Source organism: Ciceribacter azotifigens (genome assembly GCF_048159625.1).
GTDB lineage: Bacteria > Pseudomonadota > Alphaproteobacteria > Rhizobiales > Rhizobiaceae > Allorhizobium > Allorhizobium azotifigens.
The window spans coordinates 35,309-54,923 of sequence record NZ_JBLQTA010000002.1; the positions used below are offsets into that span (position 1 = coordinate 35,309).

Sequence of the window (19,615 nt, forward strand, 5' to 3'; positions counted from 1 at the left end):
CTCTATGCTGGACCATCATTTCCAGACAGGCGGGACCGACGTTGCCACTCGAAATCTAGGGGTGGGTTTCATGTTGTTTCAACAGGGCGGCAGCGGCGGTCATGTTCTGGTTTGCTGGGTGAGTGGCGGCCGGCCATGAGGGCGGCGCTTGGCAAGACATGTTGAACAGGAGAATGACAATGAGTGATTCCGCCCATGGCTCCGGCCATGACCTTTTCGTGGAATTGACGGCCGACATCGTCGCGGCCTACGTAAGCAATCACGTGGTCCCGGTCGGCGACCTGCCGAACCTGATCGCCGACGTGCACGCGGCGCTGAGCAACACGACCGCGCCTGCGCCTGTCGCCGCCGTCGTCGAAAAGCCGAAGCCGGCGGTTTCGGTGCGCAAGTCCGTGCAGGACGACCAGATCATCTGCCTGGAATGCGGCGGCGCCTTCAAGTCGCTGAAGCGGCACCTGATGACCCATCACAGCCTTTCGCCGGAAGAATACCGCGAGAAGTGGGACCTGCCGGTCGACTACCCGATGGTGGCCCCGGCCTATGCGGAGGCCCGCTCGCGCCTTGCCAAGGAAATGGGCCTCGGCCAGCGCCGCAAGCGCGGCCGCTAAGCCCGGCACCGCCGCGGCCGCATCGACAAGGTGCAGGCCGCAGCACGCCGCCCGATAAAGATCTCCCGGCCCTGAAGGGGTGGCCGGAGGCCTTGTTCTTCGAGACCCGGTCCCGCTGCGCGCGGGGCCGGGTTTTTTGTTGGCGTGAGGGGGGAGGGAGGGGAGGTGGTGGGAGGGAGGCGGAGGGGGGCGGCGGCCGGCGGGGCGGCTTCCGTCAGTCATTTAAGCTGCGCTAAGAGCTTTCCAAAACCGGACCATCGGCGGCCTATCGCGAAAGCGCATTTGGCCAACAGCCACACTGAGGTAGCACGCATCGAGAAGTGGTGAATTGTTCGACGGATGACGCGCTGGAAATTTCGCTTGCGAATTTCCAATTAATTTGAAATAGCTTTGTTCGAAGCGGCGAGTGGTCGGCGTGGAACCTTTGTTAACTGGTTTGGTTTAATGAAGGCGTAATCCGAAAGGACGTGTTGACTCATTCGGGAAAAGCCATCTAATTGGCTTCATAGGAGACATGCTCGTATCTAAGTAAGCTCTTTGCATGCGTCCAGGTGGAACTTACAGCCGTAAGCATTTGGAGGCCAACTGCAGGAATGACGGGTGTCGGAGAGATCGACCTAGTCGTGATCTGACATTACCGAGCCGGTGTGAGGTAGTTAGGCTTAGATATTTGAGTCAAATGGGCGCGAAAGCGCCCATTTTTTTCAATTTATGAAGTCGTTCGGAAAAACGTTGAGATGATCACAGCTTTCGGCAGTGTGATCAAGGCCATGGCAATTCACAAAAGTTCTGCCTTTGAGATTGCCGTTATCTTCAAGCGAAAGATTGTAGTGGCGCTCTCGGTCATAAGGCAGGCCCAGCCTTAGTTGCGAACTCAGCGCACAGCGGACCGTATGTCCATCGCCTACAGTAACGGGTTTGGAATGAACCTCATGCCCATATTGGAAATAATATCCCTTTTCATCGACGAAATATTTGTCTTTGTAGTCGCCGCCTCTTCGCTTGGGGAACTCCCGCGTTTTCAGATGGGTAATCAGCCGAGTTAGTTCGTCCGTTAAGCCGAACGTCCTTTCGCTAAGATTTGACGCGATCGAAGCCCAGATTTCATTGGCTTTTTCGTCTCTGAAGTTTCCGAACGGGAGAAGAAGCGCTTTCTTGTTTCCCATTGGCTTAAATATCTGCTCAACCGCGTTTAAGCGTTTGATCCAGAACGTAAGCACTCGGGAAAACTCAATTCCCATTGCTCTCGCGTCAGTTTGCAGGACACTTAACGGCAAGCCAAGCCCATCCAGCGAGTAACCTAAGCCGTGTTCCACGAGAAGAACAAGCGCATGTTCCGGGTTTTCATTGCTGATCTTGACGCAGAATTCCTCAGCGCTGAGATGAGGCGGGTTAGTGAAGAACTTGAAACCAGAGCCATGCTTGTCTCTGATTTCCTTCGGGATCATAGCTTCGTCTGAAACCGTGAAATGCTTTCGAAGCTGCTGATCCTTCGCGAACAGAAGGAACGCTGTTTTCATTGGCGTGCGAGCTTCATCACAATGTCAAAAGGTATTTCAATTCGACGAAGATCGCTGTCACTCAGGCCTTTGAAAACGTCGAAGAAGCTATTTTTTGGCAATCCACCACTCGCTTCACGATTATACAAGTGCTCTTCCAGTAAGCCATTTTCAGCTGCCCAAGTCTTGATGCGACCCGCAACTTCTTCCGGATTGTACTCTTTACTTTGGCCGTCCACGATTAGCTCGCTTGAAATAGAACGCGCACTCTTCGATCGGGAATTTGATCCATTGGGGATGTCTTGAAAGCGCAAGGCCTTGTCTTCGACATCGAGATAGCGATTGCAATTCGGTGCGAGCGGTTTCACGAACGCCGCCCAAATGGATGCTTTGATCCGTTCCCCTGCCTCGCGGAGCAACGGACCGGCTTTCTCCCCGCCTACAGGTTCAAAGGAGAAATCCTCGCCCGCCGGAATGAGGGCGATTTTCTGAAGTTGACGCGGATGGGTGATGATCACAACCTTGTTGGAAAGTTGTGTTGCGATAAACTGCCTTAACTTCAGCGGTGCAATTGCAGGCCGATAATCCCCCTGCTTCTTCGTCAGGTCCATGCCTAGTTCGCTGAGGAGCAGCGGACGCTGATGTTTGGACCACTGTTCGGTGGTTGCCTTCTCAATTTCAATAAGTAGTTGATCTACTGTCCAGCCGGCGTCTGTCATAGTACCTCACCATGTCCCCAATCATGACGTTGTCGAGCGTCCTCTTAAAGCAGCTACCTTGACGCGATTACTAGCACCACGACAAGTGTGGTGCCAATGTCACCCACAACTCAAGACGATCGACTGAAATCCTCACAAGAACCTCTTTCGGCTTTGGCAAGCACGCGGCGAGCGGCTTCCTTTCAAAGTCGCGAAAGGACTTAGAGCCCACAAACCTGTGTCTTTATCGTCGCGAAGGTCGAAGCAAAACCTGCGCGGCGTAGTACGACGACACCTAGGTGCGATGGCCGCAGGACGCTTCCACTTTCGCGAGAAAGCCGCCATGTCCCCCTCCCGGCCCCACCGGCCGCTCCTCCACACCCCAAACAAAACACACCTCCCCCAAATCCCTGTGGTTTTCTCGTCCGGCACTTGGGCTAAAAGGATATAGGAATAAAAACCTATATACCGAGGAGAGCCCCATGCTGTCACATGAAGCCGTTCCCGTCGAGTATCAGCCCGCGCCGCGGCCGCCGGATCCGGCGGCGTTGCTGTCTTCCGCCGAGCGGCAGAGTTTGCGCTTCCGCTGCATGATGGTGCGGCAGGTGGTGGCGGAGCTGCTGGCCTTCGCCGGCTACGACGGTACGGCCGGGCGTGACCGCCGCCGCTCGGTCCAGCACATCCGCCAGATTTCCATGTATGTCAGCCACGTCGTGCTGCAGATCCCGATGCAGCACGTCGCGATCGCCTTCGGCGCCGACCGCTCCACCGTCTCCCATGCCTGCCGCACCGTCGAGGAGCGGCGCGAGAACCGCGCCTATGACGATTTCGTCGGCGCGGCCGAGCGGCTGACGGCAAGCTTCTTCCTCGCACCCGGAGGTCACCCGCATGGCTGACGGCAGTCTGGTGCCGGCCGAGCGCAGGGCGCTCCTGCGGCTGATGCGGCTTGCCCTTTCCGGGCCGATGCGGATTGCGGGCGAGGAGGGCGGCGCCTGCCGTCTTTCGGGAAGCGGCGGCGAGATCGTGCTCGCCGAGCGGCTTTTGCGGCTCGCCGTCGCCCGCGGCCTCCTGAAGCGCCGCGGCCGTGCGGTCGTCGCCGGCAACGAGGCACGCGCCTTCCTCCGCCGGGCGCTCACCGATCCCGAGGCCGGCGGCTTTGCCGACCAGCACCGCGAGATCGAAGTCTGCGCGCTGCCGGGAGAAAACGGCGGGGAGGGGGAGGCGGGGCGGCCGGCCGCCACGGTGCGGCGCAATCTCGCCGAATCGCCGCTCGGTCCGCTCGCCCGCCTCAAGGGGCGCGACGGCGGGCCCTTTCTCGATGCGCAGGCGATCGACGCGGGCGAGCGGCTTGCCGCCGATTTCCTCCGCGCCGGCCTGCAGCCGCGCATCACCTCCTCCTGGGAGCCGCGGCTTGCAAGCCGCACGAAGGGGGCGGCGGGCGGCGCCGCGGAACTCGGCGACAGCGCCCTTGCCGCAAGGCGGCGGGTGACGGCGGCGGTCGAGGCCATGGGGCCGGAGCTCGCCGGCGTGGCGCTCGACGTCTGCTGCTTCATGAAGGGGCTGGAAACGGTGGAGCGCGAGCGGCAATGGCCGGTGCGCTCGGCAAAGCTGATGCTGCGCGCCGCGCTGATGGCGCTCGCCCGCCATTATGCCCCGCCGGCCCGCCCGCCGCGGCACACCCGCCACTGGGGCGCGGAGGATTATCGCCCCGAGATCGGCTGAGGCGTGGTTCTGTTCGGGGTAGCGGGGTCGGCCATCGTTGAACGAGGCCTTCACCCCCCTCTGCCGGCTTGGGAGGGGGCGTCCCTTACCTTCGCCCTTCACGCCCACCTCTCCCTTCGCGTCGCGCGGAAGCGGCTGGCGCGGTGCCACGGTCGATCTCCCCCTTGAGGGGAGGGCTATCGCATGTGAGATACCTGTGGCGGCTCCGGGCTCCCTCTTCTCCCCTCGGGGAGAAGTGCCGAGCGTATGCGAGGCGATGAGGGGGCTGGCCGGCACGGCTTTTGCGCTTCGCGCCCCCTCATCCGGCCCTTCGGGCCACCTTCTCCCCGAGGGGAGAAGAGGGAGCCCGCTTCGTGCGCCGCTCAAAATTCCCATGCAATTGCCCTGCCCTTGAGGGGGGGGTGACCTGAGGGCAGAAACGCAAACCGTCGAAGCAGACGAGCGGCGGCAAGGCAGGCGACGCGGGCGCGAAAGGATCAGCGTCCGGGCGCGCCTTCCACCAGCGCCTGGGCAGCTTCCTCGCGGATGCGCTGGATCATCGAGCGCAGCCCGTTCGCCCGCTGGGCGGACAGGTGCTCGATGAGGCCGATCTTGCCGAAGAGGTCGATCGCGTCGAACTTGACGATCTCGGAGGCGCGCTTGCCGGAATAGGCGGCGAGCACGATCGCCACCAGCCCGCGCACGATATGGGCGTCCGAATCACCGGTAAATTCGATCACCGGGTCGTCGCCTTCGCCGACCTTGGTCACCAGCCACACCTGGCTCGCGCAGCCCTTCACCTTGCGTTCGGCGGTCTTTTCCGCCTCCGGCAGATCGGGCAGCGCCTTGCCGAGCTCGATCACGTAACGATAGCGGTCCTCCCAGTCGTCGAGGAAGGCGAAATCGTCGATCATGTGCTGCAGGGTGGTCATTCCCGGCTCCGTTTATTGTCTCATTGCCGCTATGGGTCCGATATAGGCGATCTCGGCGGCGAATTGAACTGTCGTGCCGCCGGAAAAGAAAACGCGGCACCTTGTGAAAAGGCACCGCGTCGGCCGAAAGGGGCACAAGTCGACAGTATGGCAGTAGGGCAGTCATCAGGCCCGGGGCGGCAAGCGCGCCGGGCAAGCTTTCAAAATCAGGAGGCCGGCTTCGGCCGCGGCGTCGGTACGGCGCCTGCAGACGTGTTGACGGTGCCGGTCACGATGATGTCCGAGACGTCGTCGGCGGTTTCGCCGGCTGCGGCGGCCTTTTCCTTGGCCTCGTCGCCGAACTGGCGGTCGAGGAGCTGGTAGGCGACGAGCGCGCCTTCACGGGCCCGTTCGCCGAGCGCGGCGAAGGTTTCCGCACCCTTGACGCAGACATCCGGCTTCACGCTGCAGATCTCGCTCACATAGGCATAGGCGTCGGTGGCCGCCGAGATTGCGTCGGCGACGTTGAGCGACGCACCGGCGTCCTGCGCCTCCGGCCGGGTGCCGAAATACGACAAGAGCACCAGCACCATCGAAAACCAGAACGTTCCTTTGATCAGAAACCACATTGCGTTTACCCGTCCGAGCATCACCGGTCCGTGCCGGCTGCCGGGTCCTTCCCGGCGTGTGAGGGGAGCCTATTCGCGGGTTGGTAATTTCGCTTTGCAAAACCCGCTCGGTTTTTCGGCGAAATTGACTAAAATTCTAACGATCCGGCCCTCACGCACCATTTGCATCAAGTTTTAGCAATCGCCGTTAAGCATAAACAGGGGGGCCATCCCCGAAATCCCGGCGATTTGCCGCGCGGCCCTTGGCCAAAGGTTAACGCGGTCCAGAAAATGCCGTAATTTCCGTCGCTTACGCGCTGTTAACCATGAATGCGAAAGCTTGGCCGGCTTGTTCCGGAATGGCGCAAACCGGGCCTTCGCGGCGCTGTTCCGGCCCCTTCCTTTATCTTTTCCTTAAGCGCGCGGCGCCTATGGTCGGGGTGGTTCGAGAGTGCAAGCGTTCGCGGAAATTTGGCGTGCTGGTATTGAGTAAAATGGCTGAGATGACGGTGGCGATGCTGCATGACGCGGCGCATGCCTGCCTTGCGCGCACCGGCGCCGGACGGTCCGTTGCAGCGGCCGACGTGGTGCTGCTTCGCCGGGTGATGCTGGCCTTCCTGCCGCTCGTTCCGGCCGTTCCCGTGGCACTCCTCTTCGTCGCCGGTCCCGCCGTCGCATTGCCGCTCGGCTTTGCGCTCGTGCTCTCGCTCTTCCTCGTCACAAGCGTCGTCGCCTTTGCCTTCGCCCGCGCGCCCGGCCGTCCGGACGAGACGGCCGAATCGCCGGCCGCGGACGGCTTCTCCGCCGAGGCCTGCCCCGGCCTTCTCCTCCGGCTTGATGCCAGGGGCCTTGTGCGCGCCGCCGGCGGCCGCGACCGCGAAGTCTTCTTCTCCTTCCTGCGCGATCCGATCGACCGCCCCTTCGTCGAGCATGTGCATGTCTCTGACCGGCTCGGCTTCGTCGAGGCGCTCGCCGACCTGCGCGCCGGCGTCGATGCGGTGGCGATCGATCTCCGCCTCGACCGGCCGATGCTCGGGCTGGAACAGTCGCAATTCATGAACGTCCGCATGGACATGACCGCCGTGCGCGGTGCCGATGGCGCGCTTTCCGCCGTCCACGCCCAGATCCTCGATATCGCCGGCGAGATGCGCATCCGTGACGAGGCCCGCCGCATGGCCGGCGAGGCGGCCGACGCGCACGAGACCAAGTCGCGCTTCCTCGCTGCCGTCAGCCACGAGCTCCGCACACCGCTCAACGCCATCCTCGGCTTCTCCGACATCCTGGCGGGCGAATATTTCGGCAAGCTCGAGAACGACCGCCAGCGCGAATATGTCGGCCTCATCCACCAGTCCGGCGCCCACCTGCTTTCGGTCGTCAACGCCATGCTCGACATGTCGAAGATCGAGGCCGGCCGCTACGAACTGACGCTCGAGCCCTTCGCCATCGCCGAGACGATCAGCCATTGCGAGAACATGCTTTCGCTGCAGGCAAAGACCCGCGGCGTGACGCTGACGAGCCGGCTTGGCCGCGGCCTCGGCGAGGTCGTCGCCGACGAGCGCGCCATTCGCCAGGTCTTGATCAATCTGGTCGGCAATGCGATCAAGTTCACCGAAGCCGGCGGCGCGGTCACCATCGACGCGGGCATCGAGGGCGGCGAACTGAAGATCGTCGTCAGCGATACCGGCATCGGCATCGCGCCGGAGAAGCTGTCGCTGATCGGCAAGCCGTTCACCCAGATCCATGGCGAGCTTAACCGCCGCTACGACGGATCGGGGCTCGGGCTGTCGCTGGTGAAGGGGCTTACCGCACTGCATGGCGGCCGTTTCGAAATGACGAGCCGGCCGGGCGAGGGCACTGTGGTGACCGTCACGCTGCCGGCGGACGGCTCCGGAATCATCGCTGCCGGCGATACGGCCGGCGCAGACAACAGGGTGGACTTCCCGCCGCGGCTGAAGGCGGAGAACGCCGTGGCTGCGCGAACGAAGGACGAATGGGTGCATGACGAAGCGAAAGCGAAAATCGCCTGAGAGGAAGCCCGCGCGCCGCGCGCCGGGCCTCGCCTCGCGGGCTGCCGGCGCGCTCGCCGGTTTCGCGGCTCGCCATCCCGTCGGTGTCGGCGGGGCGGCGGCCTTTTGCGTCGTGTTCGGCATGATCGCCGCGAACGCCCTTTGGTATCAGCCGGGCGTCCATCCCTCGCCCTTCTGGCGCACCCGCGACAGGGCCGATTTCAACGCGCTTGCCGGGATTGCCCGCAATCCGCTGATGGAAGATCCCGCGCGGGTCACGACCTTCCGCATCGAGCGGGCCGAGGAGCCGCAGGGCCAGGATACCGCCGCGACGGCGGATGGCGTCATGCCTGCAGGCGAGGCCGTGAACGAGACGACCGCCGCCGTTCCCCCCGTTGATGCCGCTGCCGATGCCGGCCTTGTGCGCTCCGTGCAGGAGGCGCTCGCCCGCCGCGGCTTCTATGACGGCACCGTCGACGGCGTGACCGGCCCGCGCACGGAAGCCGCGATCGCCGCCTTCCAGAAATCCGTCGCCATGCCGGCGGACGGCCGTCCGAGCCCGGAACTGCTTGCCGCGCTTACCGTCGAAAGCGGCGCCGTCGCCGTTCGTCCGGCCCAGCGCCCGGCCGGCGACATCTCGCCCGCAGCCGGCGAGGACCCGGTCGCCGCCGCGATCCGCAGCGCCGAGCGCACCGTCACCACCGTATCGGAAAAGCGCCGCAAGGCGCAGACGGAGGAGCGCGCCGTCGAGGCGGTGCTGCGGCCGGCAAGGGACATCCCGCAGGCAATCGCCGGCGGCGCCGACCCGAACATGGTAATGGCGATCCAGCAGGGGCTGAGCAACATCGCCTACAGCGACGTCAAGGTCGACGGCGTTGCCGGCGAAGAGACGCGGGCGGCGATCCGCCATTTCGAGCGGCACTATCGCCTGCCGGAAACCGGCGAGCCGAACCCGGCGGTGCTGAAGAAGCTCAAGGACATCGGCGCGCTCTGATCTGCCGGCCACATTAGACTTTCGTCTATATACGAATATTTGCAAAACCTTAACCATGATTGGCGATGATCCTCCAAATCTTGGGAGGGGTTTGCAATGACCATGTCGAATGCGCTCGCCGTGAGTGAAGAGCATGACGTGCCCGAGGAGGCCACGTCGGATGCCGCCGTCCTCAAGCGGATCGTCTCCGAAATGGCCCGCGAGGCCTCCGAACTCGGCATCGACCTCGTCGACATCGCCGGCGCGATCACCGATGTCGCGGCGATGTCGAAGCGCCATGCCGTGACCTTCGACGAGATCACCCGCACCGCGCTTTCGATCGCCGAGACCAACAATAACGTCGCCGCTGCCCTCGGCGAGACCGACGCCACCGCCGGCGAAGCCCGCCGGATGCTGTCGGACTCGGCAGGCCGCATGACCGGCGCGGTCGGCAAGATCGACCAGATGGTCAACGCCTCGATCGAGATCAGCAGCGAGATCGGCACCTTCTCGCGCTCGCTTTCGGACGTCGACAAGGTGGCGAGCGAGATCGGTATCATCGCCCGGCAGACGAACCTGCTTGCGCTCAACGCCGCGATCGAGGCGGCTCGCGCCGGGGAGGCCGGCAAGGGCTTTGCCGTCGTCGCCTCGGAAATCCGGGCGCTGGCGCTGCAGACCTCGCAGGCGACCGCCTCGATCCAGGCGATTCTCGACGACATCCGCAGCAAGATCGAGAAGCTCGCCACCGCCGGCAAGGGCGCGAGCGAAAGCGCGCTCGACGTGCGCGAGACCTCGCAGGCGATGAACCAGTCCTTCGGCACCATGGAAGGGGTGATTACCCGCATCCTCGACAGCGCCTCGGTGATGGCGAAGACCACCGAGACGGTGAACGGCCAGTGCTCCGCCTTCGTCGTCACCCTCGGCGAGATGGCCGGCGAGGTGCGAAGCTCCGACGGCGCGCTGCAGGCGGCCGCCGCCCGTGTCGACAAGGTGGTGAACCTCTCCGAGACGCTGATCCAGCTGACCGCGAGCGCCGGCATCGAGACCGTCGACAGCGCCTGGATCCGCACCGCCCGTGACCTCGCCGACCGCATCTCGGCGGTGTTCGAGGAGGGCGTGCGCGCCGGCCGCATCGCCATGGACGCGCTTTTCGACCGGCAGTACCGGCCGATCCCCGGCACCGACCCGGTGCAGATGATGACCCGCTTCACCGAATTCTCCGACAGGGTGCTGCCGCCGATCCTCGAGCCGGTGCTGTCCTTGAGCGACCGCGTCGGCTTCTGCGCCGCCGTCGACGTCAACGGCTACCTGCCGACCCACAACCGCAAATTCTCCGAGCCGCAGCGGCCGGGCGATGCGGTGTGGAACACCGCCAACTGCCGCAACCGCCGCATCTTCGCCGATCGCGTCGGCCTTGCCGCCGGCCGCTCGACGGCCCCCTTCCTCGTCCAGACCTACCGCCGCGACATGGGCGGCGGCAATTTCGTGGTGATGAAGGACATCTCCGCCCCGATCACCGTCTCCGGCCGCCACTGGGGCGGGCTGAGGCTGGCGGTGAGGGTGTGAGGAGGGGGCCGCCCGGGAAAGAGGGTGGCCTGTGCCGCTAGATCGTCAGCACCAGGGGACAATGATCGGAGACTTCCGGGTCCGTGACGACCGAGAAGTCCAGCACCTCCACGCGCTCGTTGACCAGCATGTAATCGGCAAAGCGTCCGGGCTTGCGATAGTGCGAGGTGCGGGTGCTTTCGAACCCTCGTGCCGTCACCAGCTCCATTAGTCCCAAGGTGCCCAGGATGTCGAAGGTCTCGCTCTGCGGCTCGACATTGAAGTCGCCGCAAACGACCAGCGCATCCCCCGGGGTGGCGACCTGGGAAACCAGATCGACCAGCCTGCGAGCCTGCCGGGTTCTTGCCGGCGTGTCGCCTTTCCCGTCGAGATCGCGGAGGCCATGCATATGAGCGATCGAGACCGGACGGTCGTTCTCGAAATCATAGAGGCGTACCGCATGTGCATTTCGTGAACGGGGATGCTCGCCATAGCCGTGCGGCGAGAACGCCTTGTGGACGAAGCCCTGGACCTGGCCGGTGATCGCCAGCGACTTGTGCACGAAGGTCGCCAATCCCCACCGGGACGGCACCGCGGTCCCGCCATCCCACAAGACGCCTTGGGCTGCCGGACAGAAAACGGCCGTATGGTCGGGAAGGGCGGCGGCCACGTCGTGAAAGAAGTTCGCCCGTTGCGGCAGGACGGTCTCCCCGTCGCGGTAGATCAGCCAGTCCTTGGCCGAAGCAGGGCTCGAGACCACCTCCTGCAGGCACAGGACCTCAGGCGCTTCCGACCGGAGATATTGCGTCAACGGCTCGTGCAGCTTGCCGCCCCAACCGTTGAGAGACATGATCCTCATTCCCGAGCCCTCCTCCTCTGCTTCGCTACAGCGCTCCGCCGATCCGCTCCGGAGCGGATTGCGCCGGATTTCGCCGGCCGGAATCACGCGCGCGGCGCGTCAACGCTACAGTGCCCTGTCGGTGATGTCGCCCCGCGCCTGTTGTATGCGGGCCTCTCGCCCCATTCCCTTCTCCTCCCGCTTGCCCTATGACGCGCGGATGCGTCTTCGTTCCGATATCTTCGTTTCCGCGCTCGTCCGCCGCGTGTTTTCCGCCGGCGGGTTTGCCGCCGTCGCGCGCAAGGGCGCGGAGGAGGCGGGGGCGATCTATGTGCGCCAGCGTTTTCGCGACGGGCTCGAGACGCTCTACGGCCCGGCGCCGCAGAGCCTGATGGCGGAGGAGCGGCGCGACGCTCGCGCCTTCGAGGTGCGGCTGACGCGCGTCGAGGCGGGCGAGGTCGATACGCTTCTTGCGCGCGAGGGCCGCTTCGATCCCGATTACTGGGTGGTGGAACTCGAAACCGACGACCTCGACGGCGTGCTGCCCATCGCCGGCGGCGAGGTGTAGGCGAGGGGCCTCCCCGTGCGGGGATAGCCTCAGCCGCGCGGGCGTTTGCGCGCGACCGTCTCCCATGCCGCGCGCAGGAGGTCCTCGACGTCCGCCGGGGCGGCGTCCGTGTAGCGCAGCACCGTCCAGCCCTTGAGACCCCAGGCGCCGGGGACCGGAAAAAGCAGGTCGGGTGCCGCCGCGACGGCGAGCGCCTGCCGGTCGGGGGCAAGCTTCAGCACCAGTTCGCCCGGCCGCGGCAGGGTGGCGAAGATCTTGTTCCGAAAGCGAAAATCCCGCTTGCCGAAATGGGCACTCTCCTCCGTCTCCGGCAGTGCCAGCGCAAGAGCGGCAACCTCGTCCTCGGTCATGGTGGCCTCCGTCCTCCGTTGGCGGGAGGATAGGGGAGAGCGGTGGGGGGGGCAATGGATAGGAAAATAATCCTTGACGGCGTGACGGTCGTTTGATAGTCTTCGGTCATGGTCGAAGAAGTGCGGCCGGGGTGGCCCGGTGGTGCTCCTGGCACAAAAGGTCGCCGTCATCCCCGTCCTCGGGTTGAACCCGAGGGTGATCCGGGATCCGGTGCGAACAAGTCACTGATCGCAAAAGAGTCTTTCACGGCGCGGACGCGCCGGGGCTGGATGCCGGGTCAGGCCCGGCATGACGGTGGAGATGGGTTTGCGATTGCCGCAGTACCGATGAGGTAGTGCCAGAATAAGGAATGAGAGGCCGCGGTGTGTATGGCGCCGATCTCCCCCCTTGAGGGCAGGGCAATTGCCTATGAATTTTGAGCGGCGCACGAAGCGGGCTCCCTCTTCTCCCCAGCGGGGAGAAGGTGGCCCGAAGGGCCGGATGAGGGGGGCGCGAAGCGCAAAAGCCGTGCCGGGCAGCCCCCTCATCGCCTCGCATACGCTCGGCACTTCTCCCCGAGGGGAGAAGAGGGAGGCCGCAGCCGCCACCGGTATCCCATATGCGATAGCCCTGCCCACGAGGGGGGAGAACGCCCCTTGGCACCGCGCTGGCAACGCCTCTCCCCTGGCGGGAGAGGAAGCGATTTCGGCATCTTAGGTCGAAGGCCTAAGTGCCAGAAATCGCAGGTGAGGGGCATCTATGTAACCGACCCCCTCTGCCCCTTTTGGGGACCTGACCGGCCTTTCGCTTGGGCTCAAGGCGTTCGTCGCTGCAATCGATTCACTGGATCGATTGCCCGGCTTCGCCGACCGCTCCTCACCCCCCGCCAAGGGGGAGAAGACGTCCGATTCTGCCGCCGGCATTCTCCGCCCCCTCATCCGGCGCTGCGCGCCACCTTCTCCCCGGCGGGGAGAAGAGAGGTATTTCCGGCCGGCGCCGCAAGCACCGGCATGTATGTCGTCAGGGACGATGCCGGGGCATTGTCAGTCATTCGAGGCTCGGGGTTCGCCCCGGGCCTTTTTTCGTCGGCGCGGGCCGGCAGGGAGAGCAGGCTATGGACGGGGCAGGCGAATTCGACATCTCGGTCTTCGGCCCGTGGCCGCCGGGCGAGGTGGGTGCGGACTCCGCGGCGGAGGCCGCGGCGAGGGACGCGCCACGGGTGCGCCGGGCGGTGGGTCGGCTGTTCCTCGAGCTGAAATCGGCCGACCGGCCGTCGCCTGTCGACGAATTCCAGAGGCTTTTGAACGACCTGACGGCGGAGATGCGCGACCAGTTCGAGCTTTTCCGAAGGCTGCGGGCCTCGGCGGAGGCGCTGATCGCCGGCGAGGACGAGGCGGCGGCGAAGGCCGCGCGGGCTGACGCGAAGGCGGCGACCGATGCCATGGCGCTGCTCGTCCGGACGCTCGAAAAGATCGACGGCCTGCAGCGGCAGATCGTGCGCGACCGCGAGACGGCGGAACTCCTGGCCGAGGAAGAGGGTGGCGATGCGGCAATCCGGGCAGAACTTCGGGCCATCATCGACGCACAGGCCGATGCGCGTGCAAGACGCTTGCTTCAGAGCTGGACCGCAGCCCGCGACGGCGCTCCCGCCACGGCCGGAGACAGTCCCGGCGCTTCCGGTGAACCGGAAAGCGCGCCGGGCGCAGAATGCGGATGACAGGCGGGTGGTGAAGAAGGCGGGAAAGGGCCTGACGACGGCGCTCGACGAGAACCGAAAGGGGTTCGACGGCATAGAGGACCTGAGGGCGCAAAGTATCGCCTCGGCGGGAAAGCTCGCCGGCAGCATCGCCGCAAGCCTGCCGCCGGAGACGCAGGAACCGCCGCCCTCGGAAGGCATCATCGCCGATCCGGACGTTTACGCCGTCATCGAGCGGCTGGCGCTCTGCGATCCGGCGGTGCTGAAGAGGATCGGCCGGAGCTGGGAATTCACCGGCCGGCCGGAGCAAAAGCCGCCGGAAGGCGACTGGCGCTCCTGGCTGGTGATCGGCGGGCGCGGCTCGGGCAAGACCCGCACCGGCGCGGAATGGGTGCACGCGCTGGCGCTTGGCGCCGGGGCGCGCTCCGATCTGCGCATCGCGCTCGTCGCCGAAACGCTCGGCGATGCCCGCGAGGTGATGGTCGACGGGGCGTCGGGCATCTGGCGGATCGCCCGGCGGATGCGGCCGGAGGTGGAAATCTCGCGCCGGCGGCTCGTCTGGCCGAACGGGGCGATTGCGCAATTCTTCTCCTCCGAGGACCCGGAGAGCCTGCGCGGGCCGCAGTTTCATTTTGCCTGGTGCGACGAGCTGGCGAAATGGAAATATCCCGACGAGACCTACGACATGCTGCAGTTTGCGCTGAGACTCGGCACTGCGCCGCGGGAGCTCATGACCACGACGCCGCGGCCGCTGCCGCTTCTGAAACGGCTGATCGCGGCGAAGGCGACGCGGGTGAGCCGGCTTTCGACGGCGGACAATGCGAAGAACCTCGCGCCCGGCTTCATCGCGGCACTTCAGGAGCGCTACGGCGGCACGCGGCTCGGCCGGCAGGAACTCGACGGCGAGCTGATCGAGGACCGCGAGGACGCGCTCTGGAAACGCGAGCGGATCGAGGCGCTGACGGTGAAGCTGACGGGGCCGCTGAGGCGGATCGTCGTGGCGGTCGATCCGCCGGCGGGCACGGGACGCGAAAGCTGCTGCGGCATCGTGGTGGCGGGGCTCGAGGAGAACGGCCGCGCCGCGGTGCTCGCCGACGTCTCGGTGGAGGCGGCAAGCCCGGCGCAATGGGCGCAGGCGGTGGTGCGCGCCTACCGGCGCTTCGAGGCGGACCGGGTGGTGGCAGAGGCAAACCAGGGCGGCGAGATGGTGGCGGCGGTGCTGCGCAGCATCGATGCCGGCCTGCCGCTGACGCTGGTGCGCGCGACGCGGGGCAAGTATCTGAGGGCCGAGCCGGTGGCAGCCCTCTACGAGCAGGGCCGGGTGGTACACGCCGGCCGCTTTTCGGCGCTCGAAGACCAGATGTGCGATTTCGGGCCCGACGGGCTCTCGTCAGGCCGCTCGCCCGACCGGCTGGACGCGCTGGTCTGGGCGCTGACGGCGCTGCTGCTGGAACGCGCGGGCGAGCCGCGCGTCAGGGGTGTCTAGGGGCTTATCGGGAGGACGGCTGGCCGGCGCCCTGGCGCATCTGGCGCCATTCGTTTTCCATGCGTTCGAGAACATGGGCCGGGATGGTCTGGGCCGGAATCTGGGCAGGGGTCTGGGGCTGAGTGGGCTTCACTTGCATCCGGATCTCTCCTCAATGAATGGGCGCGTCCGACATGGGACGGGTCCAATTTTCACACTGTTAAATTTTTGTAAATACGCCGTCCGGGCGCTCTAAACGATTGAAATTCTTTAAAACGATTAGAGTTCCGGGGTTTTTCACAACATGGTTGACGCGCGTGGTGCCGCACCCCTGGAAAGGTGTGGGTGGGATGAGCGTCGTGCCCATGCGGCGGCGTGAAGGCGGGGCGAATCGACGATGAACGATGAACGCGACTTCTACCGGGCGATCCGGGCCGATCCCTTCGGCGGACGCCTGACCGACGGCCAGGTGCGGGGGATTTCGGCGATCCGCGGCGCATGGATGAAGACTGCGCCGGACGGCGACCCGCGCCATCTCGCCTACATGCTCGCGACCGCCTTCCACGAGACGGCGCGGACGATGCGGCCGGTGCGCGAGACGCTTGCCTCGACCGACGACCGGGCGATCGCAATCCTCGACCGGGCCTATGCCGCAGGCCGGCTGCCGCAGGTTGCCCGGCCATACTGGCGCCGCGACGGGAAGGGGCGAACCTTCCTCGGCCGCGGCTTCGTGCAGATCACCCACAGGCGGAACTACCGGCGCCTCTCCGAGGCGCTCGGCATCGATCTCGTGAGCGACCCGGCCCGGGCGATGGACATGGAGGTCGCAGCAAGCGTGCTGGTGACCGGCATGATGCGCGGGCTCTTCACCGGCGTTTCGCTCGCCGACGTCTTTTCCGCGACCAGAGAGGACTGGACCGGCGCCCGGCGCATCGTCAACGGCCTCGACCGGGCGGAACTCGTTGCCGGCTACGGCCGCGCCTTCCTGAAGGCGCTCAGGTGACGGCCCGATCGAAAACGTCGGCAGAAGGCGATTGAGCGGAGCGGGCGGCCATGCTATCCGGCGGCTGCCCGAATCCAGAGGCGCCCGCCGTCAACCAAGCCGGAGCGAAGGCTCGTGATCCGCCATATCGTCCTCTTCACCGTGCCGAAGCACGAAGACCTCGAAGCCGTGCTCGACGGCCTGTCGATCCTGACCGGTATTCCCGCGGCGACGCGGCTGGAGATCGCGACCAACATGAAGGCCGACCGCTTCGACGACGGCATCGACATCGTGGTCTACGGCGAGTTCGAGGACGAGGCGGCGCTCGCCGCCTACCACGCCCATCCGCTCTACCAGGCCTCGATCGACAGGGTGCGGCCGCTGCGCGACAAGCGCTTTGCCGGCGACTACGATACGGCCACGGCGATCATCGAGCCGCGGGGGTAGGGGCGAGGCGCCGGTGAGACGGGCTCCATCTCCCCCCTTGCGGGGGAGAATGGAATTTCAGCATCTTGGCGATCGCCAAGTGCTAGAAATTCCAAGAGAGGGGCTCCGTCAGGATCGTGCCATGGGAACCGGGCCCCTCACCGACAAAATCTGAGACTTAGCCTCCGGCTAAGATCTCGATTTTGTATCCTCTCCCTCGAGGGGAGAGGAGCGGCGCGGCCTTGCGTGGTCTGCGGTGAAACGGCATGATCTGGCGCTTTCCGGAGAGCCGCCATGGCCAGAGAGCTTCCCGATTTGGCCCGAAGGCGGGCCAGGCAAATGCGGGTCGACGCAACCGATCCCGAGGCGATCTTTTGGTCGCATGTCCGCAACCGGTTGCTGAACGGCCACAAGTTCAGACCTCAGGTCCCGATCGGCCCCTACATTGTCGATTTCCTTTGTGCCGACAGGAAACTGATCGTCGAACTCGACGGCTTTCAGCATGCCGAAGACTCTCGCGACGAAAACCGCGACCGTTATCTGTCCTCGCTCGGTTATCGCATTCTGCGCTTCTGGAACCAGGAGATCTATGCGGATGTCGGCCAGGCCCTCGTCCATGTCGTCGAGGTTCTGGAGGGCCGAGCGTGACGCCGTTGCTGCCCCCTCATCAGCGAAATCTGGCACTTAGCTGAAGCTAAGACGCCGATTTCGCGTCTTCTCCCTCATCGGGGAGAAGAGGGTCCCGTGTCCAGTCGCGCCGCTCCTCTCCCCAGCGAGGGAGAGGATACAAAATCGAGGGCTTAGCCGCAGGCTAAACCTCAGATTTTGTTGGTGAGGGGGCGGATCGATACGATGGCCCTTCCCGGAGAGTCGGGGATGCGACCTGCGCAAAGGGCGTTGCAGATCGCTCGCGGCGGTCCGGCCCCCTCATCTGCGAAATCTGGCACTTAGCTTTCGGCTCAAGATGCTGATTTCGCTTCTTCTCCCTCCAGGGGAGAAGAGGCGCCCCCCGCGCACGGACATCAAACAACAGGAAAAATCCGATGAGATTGCCGTTTCGACTGCCGTGGGGAGCCGCGGCGGATCAGGGAGCCGTGGCCGAACGGAAGGCGGGCGGCGGTGGGCTGGCGCTGGTTGCCGGCGAGGGGCGGGCGCAGTGGAGCGGGCGTTCCTACGGTACGCTCGCCCGCGAGGGCTTCATGAGGAACCCGGTCGCCCACCGCACGGTGCGGCTGATTTCGGAAGCCGCGGCCGCCGTGCCGTGGCTGCTCTATGACGGCGAGAGCGAGGTCGGTGAACATCCGGCGTTGACCCTGATGGCGCGGCCGAACGGACGCACCGGCGGGGCGGACTTCCTGGAGGCGCTCTACGGTCATCTGCTGCTTGCCGGCAATGCCTTCGTCGAGCCGCTGGTCATTGGCGGACGGGCGGCGGAACTGCACCTCCTCCGCCCCGACCGGGTGAGCGTGGTGGCCGGCCGCGACGGCTGGCCGGAGGCCTATGAATACCGCGCCGGGAGCGCGGTGCGGCGGATCGCGGCGGAAGGCGAAGGCGCCTTGCTGCACCTGAAACTCTTCCATCCGCTCGACGATCATCTGGGCTTTCCGCCGCTTGCCGCGGCGCAGGTCGCGCTCGATCTCCACAATGCCGCGGCACGCTGGAACAAGGCGCTGCTCGACAATTCCGCCCGGCCCTCCGGGGCGCTCGTCTACCAGCCGAAGGAGGGCGGCAATCTCGCGCCCGACCAGTACGAACGGCTGAAGCGGGAGCTCGACGAGGGCTATTCCGGGCCGATGCGGGCGGGGCGGCCGCTGCTGCTCGAAGGCGGGCTCGACTGGAAATCGATGGGGCTCTCGCCCCGCGACATGGATTTCGTCGAGGCGCGCAACGGCGCGGCCCGTGACGTGGCGCTCGCCTTCGGCGTGCCGCCGATGCTGCTCGGCATTCCCGGCGACAACACCTATGCCAACTACCAGGAGGCGAACCGCGCCTTCTTCCGGCTGACCGTGCTGCCGCTGGTCAACCGGACGGCGAAGAGCTTTTCCGGCTTCCTCTCCGGCCTCTTCGGCGAGGCGCTGACGCTTGCCCCCGACCTCGACCAGGTGGCGGGCCTCGCCGCCGAACGGGACGCGCTCTGGGCGCGGCTCGGCGGTGCGGATTTCCTCTCCGACACGGAAAAGCGGGCGGCGGTCGGCTACGGTCCGCAGACCGACTGAGACAGTCGGGAAGCGTCCTCAAGCGATCTGCGAAGAGCTTGAATCGGTCTCTGAAGAACCGGAATCGAAATCGCAGGAACGCCGGCCAAGGGATTCATCCGACTCTGTAATTCGCACGCTCTTCATGCGGCGCGCGAGGAGCGCTTTCGCGCCTGCAGAGGCCTGCGGGCGACGCGGATTCCATGTTAATTAGAAGAGGTTAATAAAATGACCGACTGGAGCCAGGACGGCGCGCAATTCACCGCGAAGGTGCTCGGCGCCTTCGCCGGGTCGGCGATCTCGCTCGTCTACATGCTGCCGAAGGGCAGGCAGGAGGCGGCCGGCCGCTTCTTGACCGGGCTTGCCTGCGGGCTGATCTTCGGCGATCCGGCGGGCCTGTGGCTCGCCCAGAAACTGGACCTGCTGGCGAGGCTTTCGCCGGAGGACATCGTGCTTGCCGGTGCAACCGCCGCGAGCCTTCTCGCCTGGTGGAGCCTCGGCCTCTTGGTCCGCTTCCTCGACCGCGGCGGCCGCCCGAGCCGGTAACGGCCACGAGCGGCCCGCGC

At 65.4% G+C, this 19,615-nt stretch carries 21 protein-coding genes; 14 read left to right on the plus strand and 7 right to left on the minus strand.

Annotation, left to right across the window (positions count from 1 at the left end; translation table 11 throughout):
- The first annotated feature begins 179 nt into the window (after positions 1-179).
- On the plus strand, positions 180-608 hold the full coding sequence (locus ACM6UT_RS03075) for a Ros/MucR family transcriptional regulator (protein ID WP_416795912.1): 429 nt from the start codon (positions 180-182) through the stop codon (positions 606-608).
- 704 nt (positions 609-1,312) lie between these two features.
- Here ACM6UT_RS03075 and ACM6UT_RS03080 read toward each other — a convergent pair.
- On the minus strand, positions 1,313-2,128 hold the full coding sequence (locus ACM6UT_RS03080; protein ID WP_416795913.1) for a hypothetical protein: 816 nt from the start codon (positions 2,126-2,128) through the stop codon (positions 1,313-1,315).
- Positions 2,125-2,826, minus strand: coding sequence for a hypothetical protein (locus ACM6UT_RS03085; RefSeq protein ID WP_416795914.1), 702 nt, complete (start codon positions 2,824-2,826; stop codon positions 2,125-2,127). The genes ACM6UT_RS03080 and ACM6UT_RS03085 overlap by 4 nt, the downstream gene beginning before the upstream one ends.
- Positions 2,827-3,287: 461 nt before the next feature.
- Here ACM6UT_RS03085 and ACM6UT_RS03090 point away from each other — a divergent pair, with 461 nt between their 5' ends.
- The gene (locus tag ACM6UT_RS03090; RefSeq protein WP_416795915.1) at positions 3,288-3,701 is read left to right on the plus strand and encodes a helix-turn-helix domain-containing protein; all 414 of its coding nucleotides are present in this window, start codon (positions 3,288-3,290) and stop codon (positions 3,699-3,701) included.
- Positions 3,694-4,527 carry a DUF6456 domain-containing protein gene (locus tag ACM6UT_RS03095; RefSeq protein ID WP_416795916.1) on the plus strand — a complete coding sequence of 278 codons (834 nt, stop codon included), beginning with the start codon at positions 3,694-3,696 and terminating at the stop codon, positions 4,525-4,527. The genes ACM6UT_RS03090 and ACM6UT_RS03095 overlap by 8 nt, the downstream gene beginning before the upstream one ends.
- A gap of 476 nt (positions 4,528-5,003) precedes the next feature.
- On the opposite strand, the gene ACM6UT_RS03100 is transcribed toward ACM6UT_RS03095, so the two are convergent.
- Together ACM6UT_RS03100 and ACM6UT_RS03105 are read right to left on the minus strand one after the other, a co-directional pair.
- Positions 5,004-5,438, minus strand: coding sequence for a SufE family protein (locus ACM6UT_RS03100; protein WP_416795917.1), 435 nt, complete (start codon positions 5,436-5,438; stop codon positions 5,004-5,006).
- 206 nt (positions 5,439-5,644) lie between these two features.
- Positions 5,645-6,046: a DUF5330 domain-containing protein gene (locus tag ACM6UT_RS03105; protein ID WP_416795918.1), complete on the minus strand. Its 402-nt coding sequence runs from the start codon at positions 6,044-6,046 to the stop codon at positions 5,645-5,647.
- A gap of 473 nt (positions 6,047-6,519) precedes the next feature.
- Between ACM6UT_RS03105 and ACM6UT_RS03110 the strand changes: the two genes are divergently transcribed.
- The 3 genes from ACM6UT_RS03110 to ACM6UT_RS03120 all read left to right on the plus strand — a co-directional run bounded on the left by ACM6UT_RS03110 (position 6,520) and on the right by ACM6UT_RS03120 (position 10,570).
- Complete coding sequence (locus ACM6UT_RS03110) at positions 6,520-8,052, plus strand: sensor histidine kinase (RefSeq protein ID WP_416795919.1); 1,533 nt, start codon at positions 6,520-6,522, stop codon at positions 8,050-8,052.
- A complete protein-coding gene (locus tag ACM6UT_RS03115) occupies positions 8,024-9,025 on the plus strand; it encodes a peptidoglycan-binding domain-containing protein (RefSeq protein ID WP_416795920.1) in 1,002 nt (333 codons plus the stop codon). The genes ACM6UT_RS03110 and ACM6UT_RS03115 overlap by 29 nt, the downstream gene beginning before the upstream one ends.
- Before the next feature lie 102 nt (positions 9,026-9,127).
- The gene (locus ACM6UT_RS03120) at positions 9,128-10,570 is read left to right on the plus strand and encodes a methyl-accepting chemotaxis protein (protein ID WP_416796274.1); all 1,443 of its coding nucleotides are present in this window, start codon (positions 9,128-9,130) and stop codon (positions 10,568-10,570) included.
- 37 nt (positions 10,571-10,607) lie between these two features.
- Here the strand turns inward: ACM6UT_RS03120 and ACM6UT_RS03125 are convergent, their stop codons facing one another.
- The gene (locus tag ACM6UT_RS03125) at positions 10,608-11,408 is read right to left on the minus strand and encodes an endonuclease/exonuclease/phosphatase family protein (protein ID WP_416795921.1); all 801 of its coding nucleotides are present in this window, start codon (positions 11,406-11,408) and stop codon (positions 10,608-10,610) included.
- 199 nt (positions 11,409-11,607) lie between these two features.
- On the opposite strand from ACM6UT_RS03125, the gene ACM6UT_RS03130 reads away from it, so the two are divergent.
- Positions 11,608-11,955, plus strand: a complete 348-nt coding sequence (locus ACM6UT_RS03130; protein ID WP_416795922.1) for a DUF1491 family protein — start codon at positions 11,608-11,610, stop codon at positions 11,953-11,955.
- Positions 11,956-11,984: 29 nt separating this feature from the next.
- On the opposite strand, the gene ACM6UT_RS03135 is transcribed toward ACM6UT_RS03130, so the two are convergent.
- Positions 11,985-12,305 carry an MmcQ/YjbR family DNA-binding protein gene (locus ACM6UT_RS03135; RefSeq protein ID WP_416795923.1) on the minus strand — a complete coding sequence of 107 codons (321 nt, stop codon included), beginning with the start codon at positions 12,303-12,305 and terminating at the stop codon, positions 11,985-11,987.
- A 1,094-nt stretch (positions 12,306-13,399) separates the two neighbouring features.
- Here ACM6UT_RS03135 and ACM6UT_RS03140 point away from each other — a divergent pair.
- Entirely contained in the window at positions 13,400-14,002 is a 603-nt protein-coding gene (locus ACM6UT_RS03140; RefSeq protein ID WP_416795924.1) for a hypothetical protein, read from the plus strand.
- A 208-nt stretch (positions 14,003-14,210) separates the two neighbouring features.
- Positions 14,211-15,467, plus strand: coding sequence for a DNA-packaging protein (locus tag ACM6UT_RS03145; RefSeq protein ID WP_416796275.1), 1,257 nt, complete (start codon positions 14,211-14,213; stop codon positions 15,465-15,467).
- Between the two features lie 4 nt (positions 15,468-15,471).
- Here the strand turns inward: ACM6UT_RS03145 and ACM6UT_RS03150 are convergent, their stop codons facing one another.
- Entirely contained in the window at positions 15,472-15,606 is a 135-nt protein-coding gene (locus ACM6UT_RS03150) for a hypothetical protein (RefSeq protein ID WP_416795925.1), read from the minus strand.
- 237 nt (positions 15,607-15,843) lie between these two features.
- On the opposite strand from ACM6UT_RS03150, the gene ACM6UT_RS03155 reads away from it, so the two are divergent.
- The 5 genes from ACM6UT_RS03155 to ACM6UT_RS03175 all read left to right on the plus strand — a co-directional run bounded on the left by ACM6UT_RS03155 (position 15,844) and on the right by ACM6UT_RS03175 (position 19,595).
- Positions 15,844-16,449, plus strand: coding sequence for a hypothetical protein (locus ACM6UT_RS03155; protein WP_416795926.1), 606 nt, complete (start codon positions 15,844-15,846; stop codon positions 16,447-16,449).
- Between the two features lie 114 nt (positions 16,450-16,563).
- On the plus strand, positions 16,564-16,875 hold the full coding sequence (locus ACM6UT_RS03160) for a Dabb family protein (protein WP_416795927.1): 312 nt from the start codon (positions 16,564-16,566) through the stop codon (positions 16,873-16,875).
- A 273-nt stretch (positions 16,876-17,148) separates the two neighbouring features.
- Positions 17,149-17,502 carry an endonuclease domain-containing protein gene (locus ACM6UT_RS03165; RefSeq protein WP_416795928.1) on the plus strand — a complete coding sequence of 118 codons (354 nt, stop codon included), beginning with the start codon at positions 17,149-17,151 and terminating at the stop codon, positions 17,500-17,502.
- 395 nt (positions 17,503-17,897) lie between these two features.
- Positions 17,898-19,070, plus strand: coding sequence for a phage portal protein (locus ACM6UT_RS03170; protein WP_416795929.1), 1,173 nt, complete (start codon positions 17,898-17,900; stop codon positions 19,068-19,070).
- Positions 19,071-19,277: 207 nt separating this feature from the next.
- Complete coding sequence (locus ACM6UT_RS03175; protein WP_416795930.1) at positions 19,278-19,595, plus strand: DUF6107 family protein; 318 nt, start codon at positions 19,278-19,280, stop codon at positions 19,593-19,595.
- Positions 19,596-19,615 lie beyond the last annotated feature (20 nt).